The following is a 22,255-nucleotide window of genomic DNA, read 5'->3' on the forward strand; positions in this document are numbered from 1 at the left end:
GGTCACATGTCCTCCTCTCGGGCGAGCACGTCGACGGTGAAGCGGTAGGCGGCGCTGTAGGGGTCGCGGCGCAGCCGGATGTTCACCAGGTCGGACAGCACCAGCTCAAATCGCGGCGGGGAGTCGGACAGGTTGCCCAGGAGACGGAAGGGGATGGTGTCGATCTCGGCGAGGGTGCCCTGAATGATGATCTTCACTGGTGTGCCTCCTCGGCGAAGTCGGCGACCATGGCGCGGATGTCGGCATCAGAGACGTAGCCGGCGCGGGCGCGGATCGGCTCGGGTGAGGTCTCCAGGCGGACGTAGCCGATGCCCGCGCCCTGCTCGGGAACCGGCGAGATGTGATCGGCCAGTGCCCCGCGGTCGCGTGCACCGTCACCGAGGACCATGTCCACCTGCTCGGACTCATCCAGCCGGAGGGCGATCTTGTCGGGGAACAGGTTGCGGACGTTCATGACCTCCTTGCGCGGGTCCTGGAGGGCGGCCATCACGCCGAACCCGACCGCGCGGCCCTGGGTGGTCAGCGTCGCCAACGCAGCTGAGATACGCAGCTTGAGGCCCTTGTCGGACTGGTAGGCGGTCAGGAACGCCACCTCGTCGACCACCACCAGGACGAACGGATCCTCCACGGTGGGCGTGTGGCTGCGCTGAAGGCCAGCGAACCGATCGGCCCGCTCCTGCATAACCGCCACCGCCGCTTCCAGCAGATCAGCACACGCCGCAGGACTCGCGGCGTAGCGGTCACCGAACAGGCCACGACCGAAGGACAGTTCCATCCGCTTGGGATCCAGCGCCCAGACCTGGACCAGGCCCGCTCGCACCGCAGGCAGGAGGCCACGGATGGTGGACCAGATGATGGAACCCTTGCCCGCTCCAGTGGCGCCGGCCACCAGAACATGAGTGCCGTGAACCTTGAGCCGCCACGGCGTGCCGTCCTCGCATCGGCCGATCTCGACCGGCTCGACCGACGCCACCTCGGGGATGGGCAGGGCGGGTAAGGGGGTGGCCAGTGGGTCACGCCGGGGAAAGGCCAGCAGCAACCGGCCCGACCGGGCCACAGTCACCCGGCACGAGGTGGCACCGAACCCGTGAGCGAGGTGCTCGATGCGGTCGGTCCAGTCCTTGACCGCCTGCCCGCTGATCATCTTCACCGTGACCAGGTCCGCCCACGAGGTGCAGGTGACGCGCACGATGCGAGGCAGGTAGTCCCGGCCGCGCAGGTTCCGGCCGAGCCCGGAGATGATCATCACCGGTTGCCAGTGCCGCCGGTAGATCCACACCAGCCGCCACCAGGCCAGCAGCCGCCAGCCCATCCAGCGGTTGAACGAGGCCCGATCGAAGAACGGCCACGGCGCCAGCAGCGAGAGCGGAACGGTAACGACGACCACGGCGAGACGCCAGCCGTACAGGATGCCGAGCACCGCGGGAACGGCAAGCACGGCCACCGCGATCGGGTGACGCCAGACGAGCCGGACAAGTCCGGCCAGCAGCCGCCACAGAAAGATGGTGATGGTGAAGATGGCCGGAGTACGCACCACGGCCGGACGGAACACCACGGCGGTATCGGGGGTCGTGGTGACGAGGGTACGAGCCTCGTCACCAGGCAGTTTTTTGAACATTAGGCTTGAGCCCTCTCTTGATTCGCGTCTGGGGAGAACCGAGGGGCCGCCGGAAGTTGCACCTTCCAGCGGCCCCGCTTCGTGTCAGGCCGCCTTGCCCTGCTCGGACTCGTCGTCGACCTGGTCGGGGTGGGTGGACTGGTCGGTGTGCAGGCGCTCGCAGTCGGCGAGGTAGCGCGTGGCGGCCTCGGCGATCTGCCGGGCGAGGGTCACGTCCCGCTCGGTGATCGGTCCGCCGCCGGTGGTGGAGATGACCACCTGGGCCTCACGGGAGGACAGGGTCAGGAACGGCCGCTCACCCTCGGCGCCCAGTGCCATGACCGACAGGTGCGGGGTGCGAAACGAGGTGTCGAGCCGAGTGCCGTCCTCGTCGAGGGTCACCACGGCGCGGGTGTAAGGCAGGTACTCCCTCACGCGGCCACGTCCTTATTGGTCGTCGAAGCCGAAGCCTTGGCCGGAGTCGCCGCGGTGCGGGGAGGGCGCATCGCGGTGGCTCGGATGGACCAGGCCAGGCGTCCGGTGTTCTGGTTGACGTAGGCGGTGGCGGTCATGCCGTCGAACTCCACCGGTACGAACGGCAGCCCCGGCAGGGCGGCCGGAACGGTCGGCTGGATCGGGGACAGGATCTTGACCGAGACCGTCTTCTGGCCGGCCTTTACGGTCGGGTCGGCGTCCATGACGGCGACCTGCCACACCAGTTCTCCGGTGTTCTTGTCCTTGGCGTAGACGGTGCGGCCCTTGGACGAGGCGTCGAAGTCCTTGACCTGCTCGACCTCGCCGACGATGAAGCAGCCGTGCGGGAAGACCTGCTCGAAGTGGACGGGGATGGGGCCTTGGATGGCCATGGGCTCTACCTTTCGTCTATCCCCCTAGACAGTGACAGGCGTTCTGTCGGCGTGAACTGTCTAGGGGGCTATGCGGAGGACTCTAGACTTGCTCTCCCCAACTGTCTAGGGGGGTAAACAAGAGTCGTGCGCTTGAAGTCAGAACCCTTTGCGGAGCAAGGTCGTTTTTCGCCGTGGTGACCGCTACGCGTTGGCCCTGAAGGATGGATCGCCTGTGCCGAAAGCCATGAACAACACCGAGGTTCAGCAGATCGTCGAAGATGCCCGGCTCGCGCGTGCGGAAGGCCGCATGATCTTCACGGCCATTGCGATGATCGATTTCCGTAAGGAGGCTTACACGACGTGGGACATCTCGGAGTTGATCGAAGGTGTGGAGCGTCAGGGGTGGTTACTGGCTCACACGTCCGAGATGTACGTCGGGATCGCGACCGGCCACCTGCGCATGACCTCTGTCTTCCGTCGACACGACTGGTAGGGCAGCGCGCTGCTTCCGGCGTCAGGTGATCCTGCCGTAGGCGGCCGTGGCATCATCGAAGATTTTTCCTCGCGACCAACGGGAGCCGTCCAGGTCGGAGCGTTCGGCCTCGCGGACCTGGCGAATTAACTCGGCCGGGCCGTCGTGGTCGAGGAGGTCGAGGAGTTGCCGCCAGGTGGCCAGGCCGAATCGGTCGACGAGTCGGGACGCCCCGTCACTCAGGACCGCAACGGCCCGTAGCCGGTCGACCGGCACCGTTCCGGTCAGCGCCTGTTCCGCGGCCAGGGGATCGACCGCGGCGACCCAGAATCCCCCGTCGACGTTGCGGTGTGCGCGCATGGCCTCCATGTAGTGGCTCAGGGCAAGGAGGTGTTCCGGACTTCCCCCGGTAGCGGCGTTCATCGGGGCCCGGTAGCGGTTACCGGTCAGGGCTTCCCGCTCGTCGCAGATGACCATGGGGTCGGCGTCGAAGACGTCGAGGACGAGTACGGAGTCGGCTAGCACGAGCCAGTCCAGGGTGTTGGCGCTGCGGCGGAGCATGACCACGGTGGCCGAGGGCGAGCCGGGGTGAGAGAGGTCGCAGCAGAAGTCGTGCATCGAGGCTGTCGCTTTGATCCCTGCAGCGAGGATCGTGCTCAAGGAGTCAGCGCTTTGGGTCACACCGGCCAGGAGAGTCGAGCCGAGAGTGTGCGAATACCAGGCGACGCCATGGGAGCAGCCCGATTCTAGATCCGCGGGGGTGCCGGCGCCGTCCAGGAGAACGATGGCGTCAGGGGTGGCACCGATGAAGTCTTCGTTGGGCCGGTCGGGATAAGCGGGTTCGGTGGCGAGAGTGAGCCGCATGTCAGTCGTCCTGGTGTCGATAGAGCGGACTGGCAAGTTTGGTTCGGGTCGGTTCTCCGCTGTTAGGGTCGTACTCCACGCTGACCACGGTGGAGAAGCGCTGGTCTCCGACCTGTCCCCAGATCGTCGCGATCTCCGAGGTGAGCAGGTCCACCACGCCGAGGGAGCCGTTGGTGCGGATTCCGGCGATGGCTAGGAAGGTGCCGTTGCCGTCCGGCCGGGAGAGACGGCCGAGGTATGCCGAATCGGTCGGCTGTTCCGGGATGACCTGGGTGCCTGATCGGTAGGCGACGTCGGTGCGGGTGTCGCGCAGCAGCCAGCCGAGGTCGTCGCGTTCCCATCGGATGACGGGGTCGGTGTCGTAGGCCGTCTGCATCGCCTCGGACATGCGAGGACCGCAGACGACCACGAGGTTGGGTCGGTTGAGGTCGATCTGACCGTCGATGGTGACGTTGTCTGAGGCGATGGCGAGCCCGAAGGATTTGGCGAGCTCTTCCAGGCGCTGGCCTGAGCGCATGTCGTCCAGGGCGAGGACAGGCCGCTTCTTCTCGGGGTCGAGGCGCAGGGGAGTGACCACGGTCACCAGGCCCGTGCCGAGGAACGCGCCTTCCGGTGCTGGTCCGGTGTGTTTGATCTGGTGAATGCGTCCGCGTGACAGCCCGGCCTGTTCGGCGATCTGGGCGTAGGAGACACCTTGGGCGTGTAGCTCCTGAATCACCCGGCGCCGTAGCCGGGCCAGCTCGGTGACCTCCTGTTGAGCGGCGCTGAGCCGTTCGGTCGCGGTTCGGATCAACAGGTACGGGTCGTCGATGGCGGCGATCCGATCAAGGTCACTCGGCGGCACGGTGGTTCCCTTTCGGTGGTGCTCCGCCGAGTCTAGACCCCTAGACGAAATGCCGTCTATCCCCCTCGACAGTACGGATTTAAGCGTTTCACCCGTTTTTAAACTTACTGCCCGGATCGCTGAACGACGCTTCGGCACGCCCCTGGTCATCGAGCGCGACCCGTCAGCATCGCCGCCCACAGTTCCCGGCCTTCGGCCATGCGCGTCCGGCTGGTCTCCTGGACGGTGCGAGGTGTTCCCTGCACGGTCCGGCGGAGGAAGACCTGGCCGCCCGAGGCACACAGCTCGTAGACGACCGAGCGGCAGTGGCAGGTCCAGGCGAGCACCCGGCACCGCTCACCGGGTCGCGGGTCCATCCAGGTAAGCCGAGCGTGATCGGCTTGGGGGGTCGGCACGTGAGCCGCCAGGCAGCTCACTGCCGTACCGCCGGCTGGGGGAGCAGTTCCAGGACGGCCCACACGATGCGCCCTTTGTCGTCCCCGGTCACGCCCCAACTCGCCGCGAGTTCGGTGACCAGCATCAGCCCCCGTCCGTCTTCCCCATCCTCGTGATGCGGGAAGGCCCGAGGAGAGCGAGGGCCGCCTTCGTCCAGGACGCCAATCCAGAGCCGATCGGCTTCCGTATGGATCGACACCGTGAACCGGCCTCCGAATCGGCCGCTCTCGGAATGCCGGACCGCATTGGTGGCCAGCTCGCTGACGATCAGCTCAGCGTCTTCGACTTCCGGCCAGCCGCTCAGCATCGCGGTGACGAACCGGCGAGCTTCGACGATGGATCGGGGAGAGCCGAGGAAGGTGCGGGAGATACGGAAGAGCGACATGGCTGGCTCCGACGTCTAGGGGGCTATACATCCATTCCGTCAGAGTATGAGCGAACCTGGAAGGTGCTCAAGGTATTCGACGCATAAATACGTCAGTTATTCGAGGTGGGCCATCAACTTCTGATACTCCGACCCGATCTGCACCAGAAGATCCCGCAGCCCATCGCCATAAACGGCCGCCGCCGCGAACGCCTCAAAGGTATCCCCGTGCGTCGCGATCTCTCCCGGCTCACTCAGCGTGAGATCACCGGTAAGGCTCTCCACCACGCTCACCGACCCGTCATAGATCGTGAACCCATGCAGCGGGAACCCCGGAGCCTCCACCGACCACGGCACTATCCCAAGCCCCACATGGGGAAGCGTCGAGACCTGAAGCAACCGATCAAGCTGCGCTCGCATCAACGCCGGCGACCCCGGCCACGTCCGAACCGCCCCCTCCGTCAGCACGAAGGAGAACTCACGCCCCGACTCGAACAGGACGGCTTGCGCCTCCACCCGAACCGCCGCAGCCTTCGCCGCATCCTCCTCGTCGACGTCCCGGCCGAAGGCCAAGGCGAGCCGTGCGTACTCCGCCGTCTGGAGTAACGCCGGGATCATTGCCGATTGAAACGACACCACCCGCTGAGCCGATCGGAGCCGGGCAGCATTGGCCGCCTCCCGGCCGGCAAGCCCACCTTTGAGGCGGGAGACTTCATCACGTAGCCGTACGAGCAGAGCATCCAACTCCCCGCGGCCTACGTCGTCCAGGTCCAGCGCTTCGACAAGCCGATCAACCGTCTCCGGAACCGGAAGGAGCTGGCCCGTCTCGATCCGCGAGATTGTCGGCTGAGCCACCCCAGCCCGCAATGCTAGATCCTTACCGGTCAGCCCAGCATCCTTACGCAGCCGACGCAGCAACTCACCTAACGTCCGAAGCCGATCCCGTCGATCCTCCACACCCAGCGTTCTACCAGCCGCTCACGCATCGAGCGTTGCCCATCCCGGATCACTGCCGAATTGTTCTCATAGGTATCAAGAGGCGGCGGCGCTGCGCGCCGTCGCCCGGCCCTGCGCCTGCCAGCGCGCGCCGGGCATGCGGCCTGGGGGCTGGTCCCGGCACGCGCGCAGGACTCCGGGCCGTCGCCGCACGAGCGCCGCGCCGTGCCTCCGGCGTCCGCCAGCACCTGGGTCACGCCGCCGCCCCAATGCGTCACGACGATCGCCATAGGGTGGCCGGAGTCTGATGTGGTCGGGGGCGATCGAAGATCCGGGGTTCGTTCCTTACCCCAGCTCACCGAGAAGCATGGCTCATCTATCGGCGCAGCGAGCGGCTGGCGCGCCGCCGTATTTGACCCTCTGCCACACGCCGCCGGTGCACTATGCGCCAGCTGTAATTAGGTGCTGCTCTATCCCCTACCCCTCCTCGATTGTGCACGACCCCAAGGACCGTCAAGGTCCGTGAAGATTAGGAGACTTTCTACGGAACCTCTGGCTCTGAAATGAAACCAGCTAAAGTTCATGTGCGACCATGCACTCTGTCTACCGCTGACTCTATTCGATATATTGTTGTTTAATTTTCACGAGATCTTGCCGACTAAAGATGGTTCCATCTGGATGCTTTTCCATGGCTAGCGCCAGGAGGCCGTTTGGAATCTGACGGCGCTGTGAGTCAATGAAGAAGGTAGAGGATGCTATGTCATCCAATAAACAGTTAAAAAGACTTGCCAGGTAGGAGGGGCCAGTGCCGGAGTAACCCCATGTGGCCGTGATGCCGTCAGAACCACCAGGGGCAAGGTATGTTCTTCCGTCGTAGGTGCAGATCCATACATCCTTGTCCAGAACAATAGATTGAAGAGGTGATGTCGATGGTAGCTTTTGTGGAACAGCTGCGAAATAACGCCCGTCATTGGCGCGGTAGGCCGGTAGGTTTGTTAATGGATCTCGAAGGAGGATGTCGTCGGAAGACGCGCCCAGCCATACAAATTCAGCACACCATGGGGTTTCGCAGAGAGATCCCAACCAGTTATCGACTATGGTGGAATTCCCAGGAATCAGTTGGGTTACAGAGGAAAACGAAAGAATTTTTTTATCGATCCATCCCTTTGTTTCATCGATGCATTGAGCTGCGAGCTCATCGGTTCGCGCACCGATTTTCACCCATGCTTGCCTGCGAATCTCTAGACTTGGAACAGGGGAAGGTTCGGGCTCGGGAATTGGTTTAACTGGAAATGTTACATCTTTGAAGTCCTCGTATTTTTCCCAGTGACTCAGTTCCCATTCGGCTGACTTCATTGCTTGATAGCGAATGCGACTAACGAAATGGCGAAGCGTAACTGAAACAGGATCATCCTCTTGATAAGCATTGGCGAGCCTAAGGAGGAGTTTCTCGTCAAGACTGTTTTGTGCGCGCCCCATGATAGTGGGGCTACCTGGCACCCAACGCATCATCAAATCATGATCCTGTAAAGCTGTTGGCCAAAAGGGTGCAGGATAACCTAAGGCCCGTTTTAGCTCTGCCCAACTAGGGAGATTGCTGTACTCGGGATCAGCGGGACTGAACTCCTGTAGCGTCTTACCAGTGAAGCCCCAGTCGGGACCCACGAGCAATATAGAGAAAGCGTGGGAAAGAAGGCGAAGAATTTTTGATGATTTATGGTAAAAACTTGGATGGGTTGGGTAGACCAGGCATATTTCGCCATACTCGGTGTCCCAGGACAAAACCGCGTAATCCTCGATGATGCGAAGACCAAGGTATGGGCGTGGAGTCGGTGGTGGTCTTAGGTCTTTGAGCTTATAAGGATTAGCCATAAGATGACCACGACGTCCTGCCCACTGTTCTACTGCACGTTGCGGCCAACGGTCGTGCCCCTCCTCGTCACGCACCGGGAGAGGGAATCCAAGCTGCCCTACAAGCTTCCAGGTATCGGGCTGTGACAGCTTAAGAAGAGATGCAACCTGCGCGACTGTCAAAAAGTCGGGCTGGCCCGCCATACGCTGCTCCTAACTGTGGCTCTATAAGACAGTATGCTCATGTCCAATGTAAGATGAGATCTGTTCATGTAGCTGGAGTGCTGCATTATTCAATGTCTCGTACATGGCGTTCGCTTGTTCGCTATCCATGATTGCGGCATGCAATCGGTGCACAATCCCGTCAAGGTGTGATTCCATAGATTCGAGCTGATCGCCATGTTGCTCTAGCTCGTCGAGTGCAATCCCGGCGGATATTGTCCAATTGCGAGGGCTGTTTGTTGAATCCCCTCTAGGTGGTGCGATCCAGTCTAGGACTTCCTGGAAGTGGTCGAGTATCTCGGCGTCTATTAGAGCTGTGTCAGATACAGCATGCAGTCGTGGCTGAACGTACTCGCGCAATATCGTTAAGTTGCTACGCATACCTTCAACCGTATCTGCGATAGTCGTCGGAGAAGCCCAAACATGGGTCCAAGCATCGCGACACCTAGAGCCTAGATCTACAATAGTAGAAATATTTTTTTCTGTTATCCTGCGCTTCTCTGGCGGGTTGATTAATATCTCTTCTATGACATCTAACGCCTGGCCGCGAAGCTTAAAGAATAGAGATGATCCTTGTTGGAAAGTTATGTGATATGGCCGGGCTTGAAGTTGATTCGAATGAGCTACTATTCGAGTGGAGGAATCAAGTGCAAGGCTAGCAAGCGAGCGTCTCTGTTGCAGTTCTTCTCGATGAATCGTAATCTGATAGAGGATGATCACACCTACAGGTACAGCAAATAGAAATCCAGTGAGTGAGGATAGTAGGTTAGTAAAGAAAGGGCTGTTTTCCCATGCGCCCAGTGCATCTCCCACTAGGCCTGCCAGGCCGAGGGCTAACCCAATCCCCAACATGAAGGCTGCTATGGTCTTCATGTTGGTAGGGCTATTCAGCCAAGCTGATCTTATGAACAGCCCAGCTCGTTTGATAGACTCGACTGCCTGAGCTCCACGGTCAACCGTCACATACATACACTAGATCGACCATGGCGCTGTGGGGTACGACTTCCCTCTGTACGTGCCGAAGTCGGTCAGGGCAGTGCCGATTACCCGTTCGTTACTCGGCGGCTTGTAGTAAGACGATCGATGCCGAGGCCCTACTTCTGCTCATCCTGGCATCGGGTGACTTCAGCTAAGGCGACAGCAGCGCTGGAGATGGGGCCACCCACTGGAACGAAGCATCTCGCAGATGTCATGCTACCCGTGGGGTATATCTGGAATGATCTTGTGTATTAGGGGTGAGGAGCGTGGTTTTGCCCAGGTGGGAGGACCCGTCCCCGTTGGGAACGCAGCCCTCTTGAAAACCGCTAAGCCTCCGGCGGGGGCACTTCGGCTCCGGGATGATCGACGTTGCACCACGAAGGCCGTAGGTGGTTGAGGTGGAAGCTGGATCTTCCCGTCTGCCTCGTCCCAGGCAAGCCCAACATCTCGACTCCTCCGGATCAAGGCCGTCTGTGATCGTTGGCATCCCATGGCCGAGGAACGTCTACCGGCCGGCGTACACGCGAAGACGGCCTTGATCCTCCGTCCCTGAGCTGTTGCCCCTCCGGGGTGGGACGAGGCAGACGGGAAGATCCGGCGGGGGAAGTGTGCGCGTCCGCGCATGATCCGAAGCTTGATCGCGTGCCAGATGCGTGCCAGAACAGGCGGGGAACCACGGCCACTCACGGGGAATCATGGGGGCTGGACTCGCCCGGACCTGCACCCCTGTTTTCCCAGCTCAGGGCGGCAAGGTCAGTAGATGATTCCCAAGCTGACAGCGCGGGTTCGATTCCCGTCACCCGCTCCACCTCAGGAAAATGGCATCTTCCCGGCCGTATAACCCACATGCTCCAGACCATGCCCTGATGTCACACTGTCGCGGTGTCCCGAACCGACCTCAGCGATATTGAGTACCTACGCCACATCGAGCACCTGGCGTGCAAGATCGTGAACGCGGCGGATAACGAGGGATGGCTCACTCTTGCCACTATCTCCGATGAGGCCACGCCACTTCAGCGAGCAGTGATCGAGACAGCCCGCCACCTCCGCCACTATCACTTCGACGGGGACGGATGTCTTGACGAGGACCTTCCCCTGATGAAACTCGCCGGGGTGGTCATCCTCCGGCCGAACGCCCTTCCCGTCGGCATGGAAGAGAGCTACAGCGAGATCTGCGGCCGTCTGGACGTGGAAGCCCGGCCCGAAGGGTGGGCGATCTGGAACACCTGGGCCAAAGACGGCCAGCCCATTGCGATCGTCCTGATCGACTCCAGCGGCACCGAAGGACTGCTCATGAACTGGGCACAAGGCATCGAGGTCTACCCGATCACCCCTCTTCCCTCCCAAGTGGTCCTGACACGGCAGGGATGGCTCACCCCCATGACCCTGTCCCCTGCCAGTGCCCGGAAACTGGGGGCGACTCGGTCCACCCGTACTCAGTGATGCCGGGCCATTAGCGGGCTATTAACCAGGGTGACGAGGGTCAACCACGGTCACTCACGACCAGCCAAACGCCCAGCTCGGCCACCTCACCTGCCGTACTCGATGCACTTCCCAAGCTGACGGCGTAGGCTCCGACGTCCCTCTCCTCCGGGGTCCGATGTCATAGGCGTGAGGCAGGGTGATTGAAGACAACGCTGAACCGGATTGCCCCAAGCCGGCGAGGAACCTGTAGGAGGGTGGTATGCCGAAGATTTCGAAAGGGCGGCGCGTAGGGCAGGCTGCCGTGAACGCGCTACGCACCCTGCTCGAAGATCACGATCACATCGTGCAAGAGATATCTGGGCAGAACGACTTCGGCGAAGACTTCTACGTCACCTTCACCGACAACGGGGATGTCACAAGCGACACGATCAAGGTCCAGGTCAAGGGTGGGGACAAATGGAGGCGAGGCAATGGCTATGCGGTTCCTATCGGCCAGCACGTTGACACCTGGGCGAATGGGAACATCCCCGTCTACTGCGTAGTGTACGACCCGGATACCAAGAGACTGCATTGGGCGAACGGCACCCAACAGCTCCGCCAGTTCGGCCCTCTCAATCCGCCACGCTTCATCGGTGTTAGCCCAAACGCAATACTGGACGACACCACCATAGATTTTTTCGTGGCCCAAGCCCGCCGCTATGTCGGACGCTACCGAGGCCGACAAGCAGTCCTTACCCATCTAGGCGAGATGTCTGGAGTCGAATTCGATCCTACGGACCACGTTCTGCACTTCGTCAATGGCGACGACGAGGACCTCATTTTCTGGAAACGCCCGGGGGAGGTGGTGGCGACTCTGCTGCTCAGCACCCAAGACTGGGAACCGGTTCTCGTCAGCCTAGAGTCCTTAATGCGCTCCGAGCTTTCGATACCCGATGATGAAAGAGGCAGGGGACCCATCGACCCGGACCTATGGGACGCCGAAGACCTGAGGTTGAGCCGATCCGAGATCATGTGGGTGATTTCCTGTTTCATCGCTACTCAGCAAGCCGACGAAGGGCCGGAGGACGACTTCGTTGGGCCTGCCGAGTGCGAGGGGTGTCCAAGTTGCACGGGTGAGGAGCCCGAGGAACATGCCAAAATCAACGCAGACGTAATTCACGGTTACGTCCTCACCCGTATTCTCAGTCGAATCGAAACCGAGCCTGATCTGGTGCAACGCTCGATCCTGGCCATGCGCGGGGACGTCGAACTCGAACCGGAGATCATTGCCGAGCTCGGCCCTCTCGAATCCGACCCGCGCATCGTTCGCCGGGTGAACAAGCTGACTCGGGCGACAGTAACGACGATGGACGACATCGAGCCGGAGGCGTTCAGGCTGGCCGTCCTCTACCTCATTCACCGCATCTACATCGGTGGACCCTCGCTCCCTCTTGATGAGCAAGTCAAAATTTTATGGCGCATTCCCGAACTTGAGTCCACATCATCCAAAGAGGTCTGAAACAGGGAGACTTCAGCCGCTCAGACGTGACAAGCTCAAGTCAGTTCACCTCGCGCCGCACGGCTGCTTCGATCATCGGTGAGGTGCAGTACTGCGGCAGAGACATACGATCGCTGACACTCACACCTGTGCAGCGCCATTCAAGACTGAATCGCGAGCCCCTGATTGAGGGGTTACCTGATCCCGGCAAGGAACAGATCACTCTTTCTGGCTTGGGAGCAATTCTGGGAGCCATCCGAATGGATGATCACGAACCGAGCTGGACGTATTTGAACGGTCAAAGCCGCAGTGAGCAGCAGGGCGAACGGCTCTGAATGGTCCTTGACTTCGTTTGGGGATCTACGGATCAGAAGGTTAGGCTGCACCTTCTGTCGGATTCTCGCCGTACTCTGACTGTCATGTCCCAGCCGTACATGGAGCAGTCGGGTGATGGAGATCCGTTCTGGGTCACTACGCTGGGCGGGCCGCACATCGTTGTTCCGGAGTCAGCCTGTCAGTACTGGAACGGCGTACCGGAGGATTACCCCGACGATGGGGGAGACTACGGCCGAGCTTGCGAGGTCGACGGCTACATCGGTTTGATCGATGTTGGACCAGACGAGGCTCTCGTTCTCGGCGACCATCCCGCTGGCACCACGTTCCTGCCCGAACACAACCTTTTCGTCCGCTGGATCGCTGCGGACTCGGCCGAGGAAATTCTCCAGGACGCTACCGATGTGGCCGGTTCTGCGCAGTGGGAGGAGGAGCTGGTGTGGGACATCAAAGAGCCCGTGATCCTTTTCGACTCCGTCCACGGACACGACTACATCGGCAGCGAGGAGCATCTAAGGGTGGACCTACCACCGGGGCGCTACACCGTCCGTGCCGCCTATGCTGAGACCGAGGCCGCCTACTTGGTGATCGTTCAGCTTGTCCAGCAGATCTAACCTTGCGGGATATGCGCGAAATGATCTTCCAGTTCCCGCGCTGAAGCACATGCATCACAGCAGCTCAGAGTCGTGGTCGATGTGGGGAACGTAGCTCTCTTGAAAACCGCTGGGCCGGATCCTGGCGATCAGCTCCTCGATACCCTTGACGAGTGATCGATCATGGCATCGAGTTTCCTCAGTACCGCCTGCATGTTGTCCCTGCGGTCGTCGCACTTGCGAGCTCATCCTGGCAACGTGAGGTGTGGCTGAACCCCGACGAGTTCGAGAATCTCGGTTACGTGGCGCACGTCCTCTTCGATGACTTTTGCGATGCACGCGAGCCGCGGTCCTGGCTGGGAAAGAGCCTGCGTACAGACGAGGAGGTCTCGTTGATGGCAGACCTCGGCGCAGCTTATTCCGAAGTACAGGAGTCAGTGGGTGTGACCGCCAGGGACGAGACGTACCTGGAATCGCCCAGCTGGCCGGCTGTGCTGGCTGCAGCGGCGCGACTGGCTCACGTGCTGGTGACGAACGACCTCACCGCTTTGAGCAGGTTGCATGACGCCGGGCACCGCTGGCCTCCTACCATGATCGAATGAGTGATCGCCGAAGCGATAGGGAAGCAGCCGAGGGGAACTGGAGCTTCCTACGGGAGGCTGTGCACCGCCTCGCTTCGCCCGCCCATGAACAGCTCCAGTGGACCGGCTCCATGTCCATCGACGAACTGGCCCTCGACTTCGATGCCGTCTATCCCGCCTCGTGGCAGTCTCGTGAAGCCGGATGGATCTCCGAACGAATCGCCACCCTGCTCAGTGCCATCGACCAGAAGTTGATCGACCTCACCGAGCAAGGCCCTTCGGCATGGACCGAGGGAGCCTTGCGTTCCCATCCCGGATGGGAGGAACTCAGAGGATTCGCTCACCGTGCGCTCGCCCTCATGCCGGCCCAGCCCTGGTCTCGCCCCTTTTGATCGAGTCGTGCCACCCGCTCATCAGACGACCGGGGAAAGAGCCATGCTCACGGGGATGCACAGACGACATGGAGCGGCCGGCCTAGTTGCAGTTCTAGTTGCAATCCAGCCCCGTTCAACCCCGTTCCGGAAGGACCGGCCGCGCCCGTTGGTCCAGGCGGAACTGATCTGAACGGGGAAGATCAGAGCTGCTAATGCGGTTTGGGTTTACCGCCCATCCGGGGTTCAAATCCCCGAGCCTCCGCAGGTCAGAGGCCCTCTCCCGAGATACGGGGAGAGGGCCTTTTTGATCTTCAATGGCGTCATAGTTGCAACGAGGGTTCAGGGCTTCCCCCAGAGCGCCGAGGCCAGGCGCTCGCCGGCATCGCGCATGAGCGGTGTGGACACATGTGCATAACGCTCGGTCGTGGTCACCCTCGTGTGGCCCAGGAGCTCCTGAACGACCCGGATGTTCACACCCTGCTCGATGAGCGGGGTCGCGGCCGTGTGGCGAGCGCCTGGGGGTTTCGAACGCCGGCCTGCTTGAGGATGGTTTTCCACACCTTCCAGCCCTCGGTGCGCTCGATCGGGCCGCCGTGGCGGGTGGCGAACACGAGATCGTGATCCTCCCAGCGGTCTCCCGCCCCACGCGTGTCGCCCGGCAGTTGGGCGTCGGATCGGAGTCCCCGCGCGACCGGGTCAAGCAGGCCGAGATCGTCTCCCTCCCGCCCCCTGGTCTCACGCGTCAAGGTCATCCGGCACACTGACCTGCATGACAACCGCCCCCCGAACCCTGACGCCGGAAACCCTCGCCGCGAGACGTCACCGTTTCGCGGCTGCTCTTATCGACGGCCTGATCTGTTTCATAGCGATCTCGCCGGTCTACTCACTGTTCGAAGATGTCGAGGTGTCCGACGAATCGGTTCTCGTCAGTTATCTCAACCCCTACGCGGGGAATCCCAACTGGCCGATCGAAGTAGCGATCACCGTCCTCCTCGCCGTCTACTTCTGGGTGCAGCACGCGCTGTGGGGTCAGACGCCTGGTAAGCGACTCTGCCGCTTGAAGGTGGTGTCCAGCGCGACCGGAGAACCGCCGAGTCTCCGTCATGCGGGAATTCGCGCTCTTGCCTACCCTGTCATGACGTCGGTGCCGTACATCGGGGTGTTGATCAACCTGGTCGACATGCTGTGGATATTCGGCGATCCGAAGCGTCGATGCCTACATGACGTGATTGCCAAAACCGTGGTGATCGACCTCAGCGGTCCCAACAGGAAAGGGGGCGGAGGATCCAGCCTCCTGTTCGGCCTGGGCATCGTCATCGCCCTCTTCGCCGCTTTCGTGCTCATCTCCGTGCTGGTGGCCCTGTAGTCGACCATGCCGGGGCCGGGGAATCATGGACAGGGTGAGGTCGCCTCCGGCCGGCACCACAGCGGCTCACGGGGTCGCGTACCGTGATCTTCCGAACCGGTGATGTGGATCGCTCCCATGACCGCCTCACATGTCGGCCCTGCCGGTAATCATCACCTCGGTTCGGTCGAGTACGGGAAGGGATCGTCGATGAGCGGTGCGACAGCGGCGGACTATGACTGGTTCGTCAAGGAGTGCGAGGAGCGCAGCGACGGCTTCTGCGTCACTTTCGTGCGAGACCTGTCTCCCGAGGAGAGCCTGCATCGAATCGGCGCCATCCCCGGCGACATCTCCGGTGAATGGGGCATCGAAGCCTGCACTGCCTCTGGAGGCACGGTCCTGGTCGACTACGGCTACGCCGAGCTGCCGGACCTGCTCTCCCACGGGACCGCGACAGCGAGGGTGTTCACCGACGGCAGTCTCGACGAGGACTTCGTCTACTCGGTCGACGGGGTGGTGGTCACGAAGTTCGAACCGTGCCTCCCTGATTCGCGACAGGGCAGCGACCCCGATCGCCTTCTGGCCCATATGCGGGATCTGGGCATGCCCGTCGAGGAGGAGGCGGCCGATCACTTTCCGACCCGGGTCACGGGGGCCCTCGCTCTCGCGGAACGAGCCACCGGTGTGCACCTGTCACCTGCCCACTACGCCATGCCCACCGTCGTCGGATCGGTCGACCACCTCTACTGACGGCCGGTCCCGTTCGAGCGTTTCCGACGGGTCGTCAGGGGCGTCGACATCGGGGCCGAGAAGCGTCACCCCGTCACGAGTAACCGTGATGACGGCCCGGCAGTGCCGGCGCGAGACATCCCGCCGACGCAGATGCCGGATCACCCGTGATCGGCCCGGCGCCCGGTTCGGCGCTCCTACGAGCCGCCGTCCATGCGCTCCCCGACCTGGAAGCCGCTCATGATCTCACCCCGTCACGCGATCATCGAGTGATGAGAGCACGGGTGAGCGTCTTCCGAGGGCCGGACCTCGAACTCGGGCGGAGCGTCGACGCCCCTTGCCCATGCCTGCGAACTGCTGGCTCTGTCAGGCGCCGGTGCCATGGGAGCGGGCCTCGTTGATCTCGGCCTCGTGGCGTACCGCCCAGTCGGCCAGGGTCGACAGGGGTTCCAGCAGGGTTCGGCCGAGGGGGGTCAGGCTGTACTCGACGCCGGGGGGCACGGTGGGATGCACCTCGCGCAGCACCAGGCCGTCGTTTTCCAGGGCGCGCAGCGTGCGGGTCAGCATGCGCTGGCTGATGCCCTCGATCGCGCGGTGCAGCTCGTTGTACCGGTGAGGACGGCCGCCGAGCAGGATCAGCAGCAGCATGCTCCATTTGTCACCCAGACGTCGGAACAGGTCCCCGACCGGACACGTTTCGAGGTCGTCGACCGGCACCGGACGAGGTAACTCGTGAGCCAGCACCGAGGGAACACCCGTGTGCGTACCGGACATGAAAGTGCCTTCTTTCCGTCTCTGACGCGGCGGCCCGACGATTGGACCAGCCGATCGCAAGCCTATGGAGGACACGATGCCGGGCCAACGACGGAAAACCGTGATCATAAGTGGGGGGACCGACGGGATGGGGCGCGCGACCGCACTGGAACGGCTGGCGAGGGGTGACCACGTCACCGTGATCGGCAGCAGCGAGGCCAAGGGGCGCGCGCTGCTCGACCGTGCCGCGAACCCGAACCTGCGGTTCCTGCGGGCGGACCTGTCCTCGATCGCCGAGGTCGAGCGGGTCGTCGCCGACATCGCCGAGCGCCACGACGCCGTCGACGCGCTGGCCCTGTTCGCCAACCGGGTGAGCCCGAGGCGCAGGGAGACCGCGGACGGGCTGGAGTTCACGTTCGCCCTGTACTACCTGAGCCGCTATCTGCTCGGTTCTCGTCTGCGGACGCTGCTGAACGCCGCCCCCGCTCCGGTCGTCGTCAACGTCGCCGGGGTCGGCACCACCGCGGGCCGGATCTTCTGGGAGGACCCCCAGCTGACACGCCGGTACGGCCAGGTGCGTGCCCAGCTCCAGGCCGGACGGGCGAACGACCTGCTCGGCGTCGCCTTCGCCGATCAGGCGGAGAACAGGGCTCGCTACGTTCTCTACCACCCCGGCTTCACCCGCAGCGGGGCCAACCACCGGAATCCGCTGGTCCGCGGGACGATCAAGCTGCTCGCGGCCCTCTTCGCGCGCCCGGTGGCCGACGCGGTCCGGCCGATCGTCGGGTGGATCGACCACCCGCCGGCGGACCCGCTCTCCGCGATCGACCGGGGCAGGACGGTCGACAGGTCTTTGAAGACGCTCAATCCCGACGACGCCGCGCGCCTGGTCGCCTACACCGAGGACCGGCTTCGCCGTCTCCGTGACCTCCGGACGCCGGAGGCACCTCAAGCCGGGTGACGCGATCACACGGTGCGCGGGACGCGACCGCCCGCCGGATCGAAAGCGGAACCGGATCAGTTGCCTCTACCTTGGATCCCTTTGTACGAATCGGAATCCATCAGGGCCAGCAGGTCTCGTTCCAGATCCGAAACGCGTACGCCTGACGATGTGAGGATTTGCATGGGGACGGAGTACGGGTCCCGGATGATGGCGAGAAACAGGTGCTCGACGCCGACGTAATCATGGTCGAACCCTCGTGCGATCTCCCGGCTGGCCATTGTCGTGTTCTCGTAGCGGGGTGTCGGACGTGGATCGGTGGGATTCATGTGTTGTCCTCCTCCTGCAAGTGGAGCCGTACGAAATCGTCGGGTCAAGGGCGCCCGCGGTGTCACCGCGCGATCGGTTTCGCCACTCCGGGACTCCGGGAGCTCCGAGGCCGACGTGACGAAGGACCTCGAGCGAACGCCCGGGGTCCTCGTGTCGTGCTGTCAGGGTGTCATGTCGTGGGCGCCTGGCCGTGCCCGTGTGCCGGTCCCGCGGCGCCTCGTGACTTCTCGGACGCCCTCGCGTGGCTCAGGACCGTCGCCGTACGCTCGCCTCGAGTCGTGTCGCCGTCCGGACACAACCCGGCGATCGTCATGGGGGGCCGAGGTCCGCTGTCGCCGGAGGTGACCGGTGGATCGGGGGAGCGTGATGGACGACCGCCCCCGCGCTGACTCCCGGCCCCTGTCATTTCGCGAAATCGACAGGAACGGGGACCCCGCCCCAAGCCTCCAACACCGTGCGCCCGGCCAAGGGACGGCTGAGCCGCACAGTCGCCTGCCTGGTGTGTCCCTCCGCCGTGCAGACCCCTCCTCCCCACCGGTGCGAATGCTCCTCCACCACGATCAGGGCAGCGTGCTCGGACTCGACGGCTCGCGCGCTGTAGTCCGCGCCGCAGGGACCCGTGGGTTTTCCTCCGGTGAACTCGGCGGTGAGTGTCTTCCCGTCCGGGCGGACGATGACCTTCTCCACGAAGACGATGTCGGGAAAGGGATCGTGCCCGTTCCGTTGAGGAGGGGGCAGCGTGGCGCGGGCACCGTCTTTCGCGAATGCCCGCTCATAGCGCTCAAGAGTCTGCCGTGCGTGTCCGTCGAGTCGCCGGTCGTTCTCGGCCGCGATCCACCACCGCACCGTCAGGCCCAGAACGACGGCGGCGGAGATGATGAGAACGACCCAGCGCCTGCGCGTCATGTTCATTGGACGACGGTCATCAGGTTCCCGTTCACGTTCCAGCGGGGAGAAATCCGATTCGAACGGCCTTGCACATCGTGCGGGGCCTACGGACAAGAAGGTCGGACCGTGCCCTCGCGTGACAGCGCGAACACCGATGACGCGCCATCGCGACCGGGATCGCCCTCATGGCCGCCGCGCATGCCGGCCGTCTCCGTTCACGGAGGTGGACCGACGGCCTCACCCTCGCCCGACGGGCACCTATGGCGCTCCCGCTTCAACGGCGTTGCCGTGTGCAGGAACGAACGAAAAGGCCCGCGGCGGCGACGAGCAGGAAGACCAGCACGATGTCCAAGGGATTCACCATGCGCACCTCTCTGCCCCGGGGTCGCGGAGCTATCCGCTCCGGCCATGGGTATTTGCTCGCGGCGAGGGAGAGCCGTCGAAAGCGGGCGAGCGCCTACGAACGATCAGCGGCCGGGGGCGGCGGACGGTCAGGAGGAGTCCGGGCTGATGAAGCAGACGGACAGGAAGTCCATGCTCTCTTCCGTATAGTCCGACCAGTCCTCGCCGCCCGTGTATCGCGTCCAGTCCGCCTTGCCGATCACCGCGCCGGTGTGACCGTCGCAGGCCGCGTCCGCGGGGTCGGCGACCACTTCGGCGAGGTTCCCGAGATCCCACAGGGAGACCCCGCCGGGGCCGGCGGTCAGGGCGACGCCGCCGTCGGCGCTGAGAGCCACGGAATTGATCTCCTGTGTGTATCCCCGCAACGCGGCCATCCGGGCTGGGCTTGAGGGGTCGGAAAGGTCCCAGAGGGTCGCGGAGTCACTCTGCCCGGCGAGCAGGGCGGTCTTGCCGTCAGAGGTCAGGGCCATGTCGTGCATGTAGGCGAGGGGTACGTCGAACACGGCCCTGCGAACCGGGCGCGAACGGCCGTCGATGTTCCAGGCCTCGGCCTGACGCGCGTTCCCGAGGATGACGACGCGCCCGTCCGCGCTCACCGCCGCCGTCGCCGACCTGGCGTGCGGAGCCAGGTTGGCCGGCTCGATCGAACGGGAGGAGTCGGTGAGGCCCCGGAGCATCGTCCCTCCCTCGTCCTCCACGGTGACGACGATCTCGCCGTCCGCGCTGAGCTCGAGGTCGAGGACGGACGAGGCGTGCGCCGTCGTCGACAGGCGGGCCGGACGGGAGCGGTCGGTCAGATCCCACGCGGTCACGTCGCCGTCGTGTCCGGCGACCACCGCCATACGGCCCTCTCGCGGCAACGCCACCGCCTCCACGCCGTTGGCGTACTCGGCGTCCCTCTCGGTCACCATCGAGGCCGTCCGGATCGGCCTGGCCGGGTCGGTGAGGTCCCACACGATCGTGGTGCCGCCGTCGTCACCGGTCAGCGCGGTCCGCCCGTCGAAGGACAGCGCCATCGCGACCACGTTCTCCCCGTGGCCCTTCAGGGCGGCGATCCGATCGGGCTTCTGGACGACCTTGGGATCGAGCCAGGTCGTGAGGTCCCATACGCTCACCTCCCCGCCGTCGTCGCCGGTCAGGGCGATCCGTCCGTCACCGCTCAGCGCCACCTCGCCGGAGGCGTCCGGCGTGAGGTCGGTGCCGTGTTCCCTGACCAGCGTGTCGATCAGCCCCGCCCGGGTCTGCCCGTCGGAGTGGATTCTCACAGCGGCCATGCCGAGGGTCCGGGCCGTGCCGGGGTCCGCGTCGCGCAGGTCCGCGGCGTGCAGTGCGAGCCCGTGAGCCAGTGCGACGCGCCTGTGGGCCGACGCCCTGTCGTACTCGCGCTTCCACGCGAGTCCCGCGCCGGTCAGGCAGACGGCCAGGGACGCGGCGAGCACGATCGTGGATGTCCTCCAGCGGGTGCCGCCACCCGGATCCGCTCGCCGGGCTTCTGCCAGGTCGCTCACTCGGTCTCCACATCGTCGTTCGCGGGAAGCGTCCGGGCGAGTGTCCGGGTGAACGTTCGCGTGGCCGTTCGCGTGGATGCTCGCGAAAGGCGTTCACCGGTGTTCCCGGGTGTCCCGGGGCGCCGGGAGGTCACACGAGGCCCCGGCGGCTGGCCTGGGCGCCCGCCTGGAAGCGGGTCTCGGCGTTCAGCTCGTCCAGCAGGTGGCGCAGGCGGCGGCGGAGGCTGCGCGGGCTGGTGCCGAGCTGGCGGGCGATGGCGTCGTCCTTGAGCCCGGCCGAGAGCAGCGTCAGGAGGCGGCGGTCCTCCGCGTCGAGCCCCGGCCATTCCTGCTCCTCGCCCACGCAGGGTTCACCGGTCGGCTCGCCGTCGCGGGGCGCGGGTTGCGGGTACATCGGAAGCGCCTCCTGCCACAGGCGTTCGAACAGCTCCACCAGGGCCACCACCATGGTGGTCCCCCTGATCAGCACGCCGCGCGTCAGCGGCAGGTCCATGTGCAGCGGCACGACCGCCTGCCACCGGTCGACGATCGCCATCTTGAACGGCAGCTCGGGCAGGACCCGTGCCTCCTCGCCCGCCTTGACCAGGTTGCCCACCTCGTCGAGCGCCCCCGAGTGGTCGAACGCCTCGGGCACGTAGATGGTCCGGTAGCGGACACCCTTGCGGAGCAGGCCGGGCTGCACCGGGTTGTGATAGTCCAGCACGTACGGGGGCCGGTCGAAGGTCAGCACCTCCTCCTTGGCCTCCTGCTGCAGCCGGACGTACGACCTGGCCTGGTCCTCGGGACTCGCCAGGACCTCGAACTGGCCGCCCTCCTCCAGGTCCTGGCCGACGGTGCGGAAGGTCTCCTCCAGCTGGTCGGCCGTGTCGGTGAGCCGGTCCAGGTTGCTCTGCATGCCGCGTACCAGCGAGCGGATGGCGGTTCCCGGGTTCGTCGCCGTCCAGCGGGGCGACCGTCCCCACAGGCGGCTGACCAGGCCCTTGGCGCGGAGCCTGGTCAGCGACGTCTGGATGCGCCCCGTGCTCTCCCCGCTTCTCATGACGAGTTCCTGCACCGTGATGCCGGGGCAGGCCAGCACCTCGCGGTAGATCCGCTCGTCGAACGCGCTGATCCCCACGACCGCGAGTGCCGAACCGTCATCAAGCATGCCTACGAGCTTGGCCAAT

27 protein-coding genes are annotated in these 22,255 nt (G+C 63.9%); 10 read left to right on the plus strand and 17 right to left on the minus strand.

Going from position 1 to position 22,255, the window contains the following annotated elements; all coding sequences use genetic code 11:
• Positions 1-2: 2 nt before the first annotated feature.
• The 4 genes from AC5L38_RS24855 to AC5L38_RS24870 form a co-directional block, all read right to left on the minus strand.
• Complete coding sequence (locus AC5L38_RS24855; protein ID WP_495245218.1) at positions 3-197, minus strand: hypothetical protein; 195 nt, start codon at positions 195-197, stop codon at positions 3-5.
• Positions 194-1,618, minus strand: coding sequence for an FtsK/SpoIIIE domain-containing protein (locus AC5L38_RS24860; RefSeq protein WP_495245219.1), 1,425 nt, complete (start codon positions 1,616-1,618; stop codon positions 194-196). The genes AC5L38_RS24855 and AC5L38_RS24860 overlap by 4 nt, the downstream gene beginning before the upstream one ends.
• 84 nt (positions 1,619-1,702) lie before the next feature.
• Positions 1,703-2,032, minus strand: coding sequence for a hypothetical protein (locus tag AC5L38_RS24865; RefSeq protein WP_495245220.1), 330 nt, complete (start codon positions 2,030-2,032; stop codon positions 1,703-1,705).
• Positions 2,029-2,463 (minus strand): plasmid replication, integration and excision activator, encoded by a 435-nt coding sequence (locus AC5L38_RS24870; protein WP_495245221.1) that lies wholly within the window; start codon positions 2,461-2,463, stop codon positions 2,029-2,031. Before AC5L38_RS24870 ends, AC5L38_RS24865 begins: the two co-directional genes overlap by 4 nt.
• Before the next feature lie 214 nt (positions 2,464-2,677).
• Here AC5L38_RS24870 and AC5L38_RS24875 point away from each other — a divergent pair, with 214 nt between their 5' ends.
• Positions 2,678-2,938, plus strand: a complete 261-nt coding sequence (locus AC5L38_RS24875) for a hypothetical protein (RefSeq protein ID WP_495245222.1) — start codon at positions 2,678-2,680, stop codon at positions 2,936-2,938.
• A 21-nt stretch (positions 2,939-2,959) separates the two neighbouring features.
• On the opposite strand, the gene AC5L38_RS24880 is transcribed toward AC5L38_RS24875, so the two are convergent.
• The 7 genes from AC5L38_RS24880 to AC5L38_RS24910 form a co-directional block, all read right to left on the minus strand.
• A complete protein-coding gene (locus tag AC5L38_RS24880; RefSeq protein WP_495245223.1) occupies positions 2,960-3,781 on the minus strand; it encodes an integrase in 822 nt (273 codons plus the stop codon).
• A gap of 1 nt (position 3,782) precedes the next feature.
• Positions 3,783-4,625 (minus strand): sigma factor-like helix-turn-helix DNA-binding protein, encoded by an 843-nt coding sequence (locus AC5L38_RS24885; RefSeq protein ID WP_495245224.1) that lies wholly within the window; start codon positions 4,623-4,625, stop codon positions 3,783-3,785.
• 146 nt (positions 4,626-4,771) lie between these two features.
• On the minus strand, positions 4,772-4,981 hold the full coding sequence (locus AC5L38_RS24890; RefSeq protein ID WP_495245225.1) for a hypothetical protein: 210 nt from the start codon (positions 4,979-4,981) through the stop codon (positions 4,772-4,774).
• Positions 4,982-5,037: 56 nt separating this feature from the next.
• The gene (locus tag AC5L38_RS24895) at positions 5,038-5,445 is read right to left on the minus strand and encodes an ATP-binding protein (RefSeq protein ID WP_495245226.1); all 408 of its coding nucleotides are present in this window, start codon (positions 5,443-5,445) and stop codon (positions 5,038-5,040) included.
• Between the two features lie 96 nt (positions 5,446-5,541).
• Positions 5,542-6,381: a helix-turn-helix domain-containing protein gene (locus tag AC5L38_RS24900; protein ID WP_495245227.1), complete on the minus strand. Its 840-nt coding sequence runs from the start codon at positions 6,379-6,381 to the stop codon at positions 5,542-5,544.
• A gap of 594 nt (positions 6,382-6,975) precedes the next feature.
• A complete protein-coding gene (locus tag AC5L38_RS24905) occupies positions 6,976-8,415 on the minus strand; it encodes a helix-turn-helix transcriptional regulator (RefSeq protein ID WP_495245228.1) in 1,440 nt (479 codons plus the stop codon).
• A 21-nt stretch (positions 8,416-8,436) separates the two neighbouring features.
• Positions 8,437-9,306 (minus strand): hypothetical protein, encoded by an 870-nt coding sequence (locus AC5L38_RS24910; RefSeq protein WP_495245229.1) that lies wholly within the window; start codon positions 9,304-9,306, stop codon positions 8,437-8,439.
• A 987-nt stretch (positions 9,307-10,293) separates the two neighbouring features.
• On the opposite strand from AC5L38_RS24910, the gene AC5L38_RS24915 reads away from it, so the two are divergent.
• The 6 genes from AC5L38_RS24915 to AC5L38_RS24940 all read left to right on the plus strand — a co-directional run bounded on the left by AC5L38_RS24915 (position 10,294) and on the right by AC5L38_RS24940 (position 14,212).
• Positions 10,294-10,854: a hypothetical protein gene (locus tag AC5L38_RS24915; RefSeq protein WP_495245230.1), complete on the plus strand. Its 561-nt coding sequence runs from the start codon at positions 10,294-10,296 to the stop codon at positions 10,852-10,854.
• Between the two features lie 241 nt (positions 10,855-11,095).
• Positions 11,096-12,334, plus strand: coding sequence for a DUF4365 domain-containing protein (locus tag AC5L38_RS24920; RefSeq protein WP_495245231.1), 1,239 nt, complete (start codon positions 11,096-11,098; stop codon positions 12,332-12,334).
• A 26-nt stretch (positions 12,335-12,360) separates the two neighbouring features.
• Entirely contained in the window at positions 12,361-12,648 is a 288-nt protein-coding gene (locus AC5L38_RS24925; RefSeq protein ID WP_495245232.1) for a hypothetical protein, read from the plus strand.
• An 84-nt stretch (positions 12,649-12,732) separates the two neighbouring features.
• Positions 12,733-13,260 (plus strand): Imm21 family immunity protein, encoded by a 528-nt coding sequence (locus AC5L38_RS24930; protein ID WP_495245233.1) that lies wholly within the window; start codon positions 12,733-12,735, stop codon positions 13,258-13,260.
• 152 nt (positions 13,261-13,412) lie between these two features.
• The gene (locus AC5L38_RS24935) at positions 13,413-13,841 is read left to right on the plus strand and encodes an SCO4402 family protein (protein WP_495245234.1); all 429 of its coding nucleotides are present in this window, start codon (positions 13,413-13,415) and stop codon (positions 13,839-13,841) included.
• A 110-nt stretch (positions 13,842-13,951) separates the two neighbouring features.
• Complete coding sequence (locus AC5L38_RS24940; RefSeq protein ID WP_495245235.1) at positions 13,952-14,212, plus strand: hypothetical protein; 261 nt, start codon at positions 13,952-13,954, stop codon at positions 14,210-14,212.
• Positions 14,213-14,533: 321 nt separating this feature from the next.
• Here the strand turns inward: AC5L38_RS24940 and AC5L38_RS24945 are convergent, their stop codons facing one another.
• On the minus strand, positions 14,534-14,752 hold the full coding sequence (locus tag AC5L38_RS24945) for a tyrosine-type recombinase/integrase (RefSeq protein ID WP_495245236.1): 219 nt from the start codon (positions 14,750-14,752) through the stop codon (positions 14,534-14,536).
• Positions 14,753-14,963: 211 nt separating this feature from the next.
• Here AC5L38_RS24945 and AC5L38_RS24950 point away from each other — a divergent pair, with 211 nt between their 5' ends.
• Complete coding sequence (locus AC5L38_RS24950) at positions 14,964-15,560, plus strand: RDD family protein (RefSeq protein ID WP_495245237.1); 597 nt, start codon at positions 14,964-14,966, stop codon at positions 15,558-15,560.
• Between the two features lie 189 nt (positions 15,561-15,749).
• Positions 15,750-16,289, plus strand: coding sequence for a DUF6461 domain-containing protein (locus tag AC5L38_RS24955; RefSeq protein ID WP_495245238.1), 540 nt, complete (start codon positions 15,750-15,752; stop codon positions 16,287-16,289).
• A gap of 345 nt (positions 16,290-16,634) precedes the next feature.
• On the opposite strand, the gene AC5L38_RS24960 is transcribed toward AC5L38_RS24955, so the two are convergent.
• On the minus strand, positions 16,635-17,150 hold the full coding sequence (locus AC5L38_RS24960) for a winged helix-turn-helix transcriptional regulator (RefSeq protein WP_495245239.1): 516 nt from the start codon (positions 17,148-17,150) through the stop codon (positions 16,635-16,637).
• Here AC5L38_RS24960 and AC5L38_RS24965 point away from each other — a divergent pair.
• Positions 17,119-17,982 carry an SDR family NAD(P)-dependent oxidoreductase gene (locus AC5L38_RS24965; RefSeq protein WP_495245342.1) on the plus strand — a complete coding sequence of 288 codons (864 nt, stop codon included), beginning with the start codon at positions 17,119-17,121 and terminating at the stop codon, positions 17,980-17,982. The genes AC5L38_RS24960 and AC5L38_RS24965 overlap by 32 nt on opposite strands.
• A gap of 56 nt (positions 17,983-18,038) precedes the next feature.
• On the opposite strand, the gene AC5L38_RS24970 is transcribed toward AC5L38_RS24965, so the two are convergent.
• The 4 genes from AC5L38_RS24970 to AC5L38_RS24985 form a co-directional block, all read right to left on the minus strand.
• The gene (locus tag AC5L38_RS24970) at positions 18,039-18,290 is read right to left on the minus strand and encodes a Clp protease N-terminal domain-containing protein (RefSeq protein WP_495245240.1); all 252 of its coding nucleotides are present in this window, start codon (positions 18,288-18,290) and stop codon (positions 18,039-18,041) included.
• A gap of 403 nt (positions 18,291-18,693) precedes the next feature.
• Positions 18,694-19,203, minus strand: coding sequence for a hypothetical protein (locus tag AC5L38_RS24975; RefSeq protein ID WP_495245241.1), 510 nt, complete (start codon positions 19,201-19,203; stop codon positions 18,694-18,696).
• A gap of 467 nt (positions 19,204-19,670) precedes the next feature.
• A complete protein-coding gene (locus AC5L38_RS24980) occupies positions 19,671-21,089 on the minus strand; it encodes a WD40 repeat domain-containing protein (RefSeq protein ID WP_495245242.1) in 1,419 nt (472 codons plus the stop codon).
• 130 nt (positions 21,090-21,219) lie between these two features.
• Positions 21,220-22,236, minus strand: coding sequence for a TrmB family transcriptional regulator (locus AC5L38_RS24985; protein ID WP_495245243.1), 1,017 nt, complete (start codon positions 22,234-22,236; stop codon positions 21,220-21,222).
• Between the last annotated feature and the right edge of the window lie 19 nt (positions 22,237-22,255).

The sequence above is a fragment of the Streptosporangium nanhuense genome (genome assembly GCF_059358815.1).

Excerpts from the sequence above, each read along its gene's own strand:
- AC5L38_RS24870 (WP_495245221.1), bottom strand. The coding sequence starts at position 2,463 with ATGGCCATCCAAGGCCCCATCCCCGTCCACTTCGAGCAGGTCTTCCCG.
- AC5L38_RS24960 (WP_495245239.1), bottom strand. The coding sequence starts at position 17,150 with ATGATCACGGTTTTCCGTCGTTGGCCCGGCATCGTGTCCTCCATAGGC.
- AC5L38_RS24985 (WP_495245243.1), bottom strand. The coding sequence starts at position 22,236 with ATGCTTGATGACGGTTCGGCACTCGCGGTCGTGGGGATCAGCGCGTTC.
- AC5L38_RS24970 (WP_495245240.1), bottom strand. The coding sequence starts at position 18,290 with ATGAATCCCACCGATCCACGTCCGACACCCCGCTACGAGAACACGACA.
- AC5L38_RS24890 (WP_495245225.1), bottom strand. The coding sequence starts at position 4,981 with ATGGACCCGCGACCCGGTGAGCGGTGCCGGGTGCTCGCCTGGACCTGC.
- AC5L38_RS24975 (WP_495245241.1), bottom strand. The coding sequence starts at position 19,203 with ATGAACATGACGCGCAGGCGCTGGGTCGTTCTCATCATCTCCGCCGCC.
- AC5L38_RS24880 (WP_495245223.1), bottom strand. The coding sequence starts at position 3,781 with ATGCGGCTCACTCTCGCCACCGAACCCGCTTATCCCGACCGGCCCAAC.
- AC5L38_RS24905 (WP_495245228.1), bottom strand. The coding sequence starts at position 8,415 with ATGGCGGGCCAGCCCGACTTTTTGACAGTCGCGCAGGTTGCATCTCTT.
- AC5L38_RS24950 (WP_495245237.1), top strand. The coding sequence starts at position 14,964 with ATGACAACCGCCCCCCGAACCCTGACGCCGGAAACCCTCGCCGCGAGA.
- AC5L38_RS24955 (WP_495245238.1), top strand. The coding sequence starts at position 15,750 with ATGAGCGGTGCGACAGCGGCGGACTATGACTGGTTCGTCAAGGAGTGC.
- AC5L38_RS24940 (WP_495245235.1), top strand. The coding sequence starts at position 13,952 with ATGTCCATCGACGAACTGGCCCTCGACTTCGATGCCGTCTATCCCGCC.
- AC5L38_RS24930 (WP_495245233.1), top strand. The coding sequence starts at position 12,733 with ATGTCCCAGCCGTACATGGAGCAGTCGGGTGATGGAGATCCGTTCTGG.
- AC5L38_RS24910 (WP_495245229.1), bottom strand. The coding sequence starts at position 9,306 with ATGAAGACCATAGCAGCCTTCATGTTGGGGATTGGGTTAGCCCTCGGC.
- AC5L38_RS24965 (WP_495245342.1), top strand. The coding sequence starts at position 17,119 with ATGCCGGGCCAACGACGGAAAACCGTGATCATAAGTGGGGGGACCGAC.
- AC5L38_RS24860 (WP_495245219.1), bottom strand. The coding sequence starts at position 1,618 with ATGTTCAAAAAACTGCCTGGTGACGAGGCTCGTACCCTCGTCACCACG.
- AC5L38_RS24920 (WP_495245231.1), top strand. The coding sequence starts at position 11,096 with ATGCCGAAGATTTCGAAAGGGCGGCGCGTAGGGCAGGCTGCCGTGAAC.
- AC5L38_RS24895 (WP_495245226.1), bottom strand. The coding sequence starts at position 5,445 with ATGTCGCTCTTCCGTATCTCCCGCACCTTCCTCGGCTCTCCCCGATCC.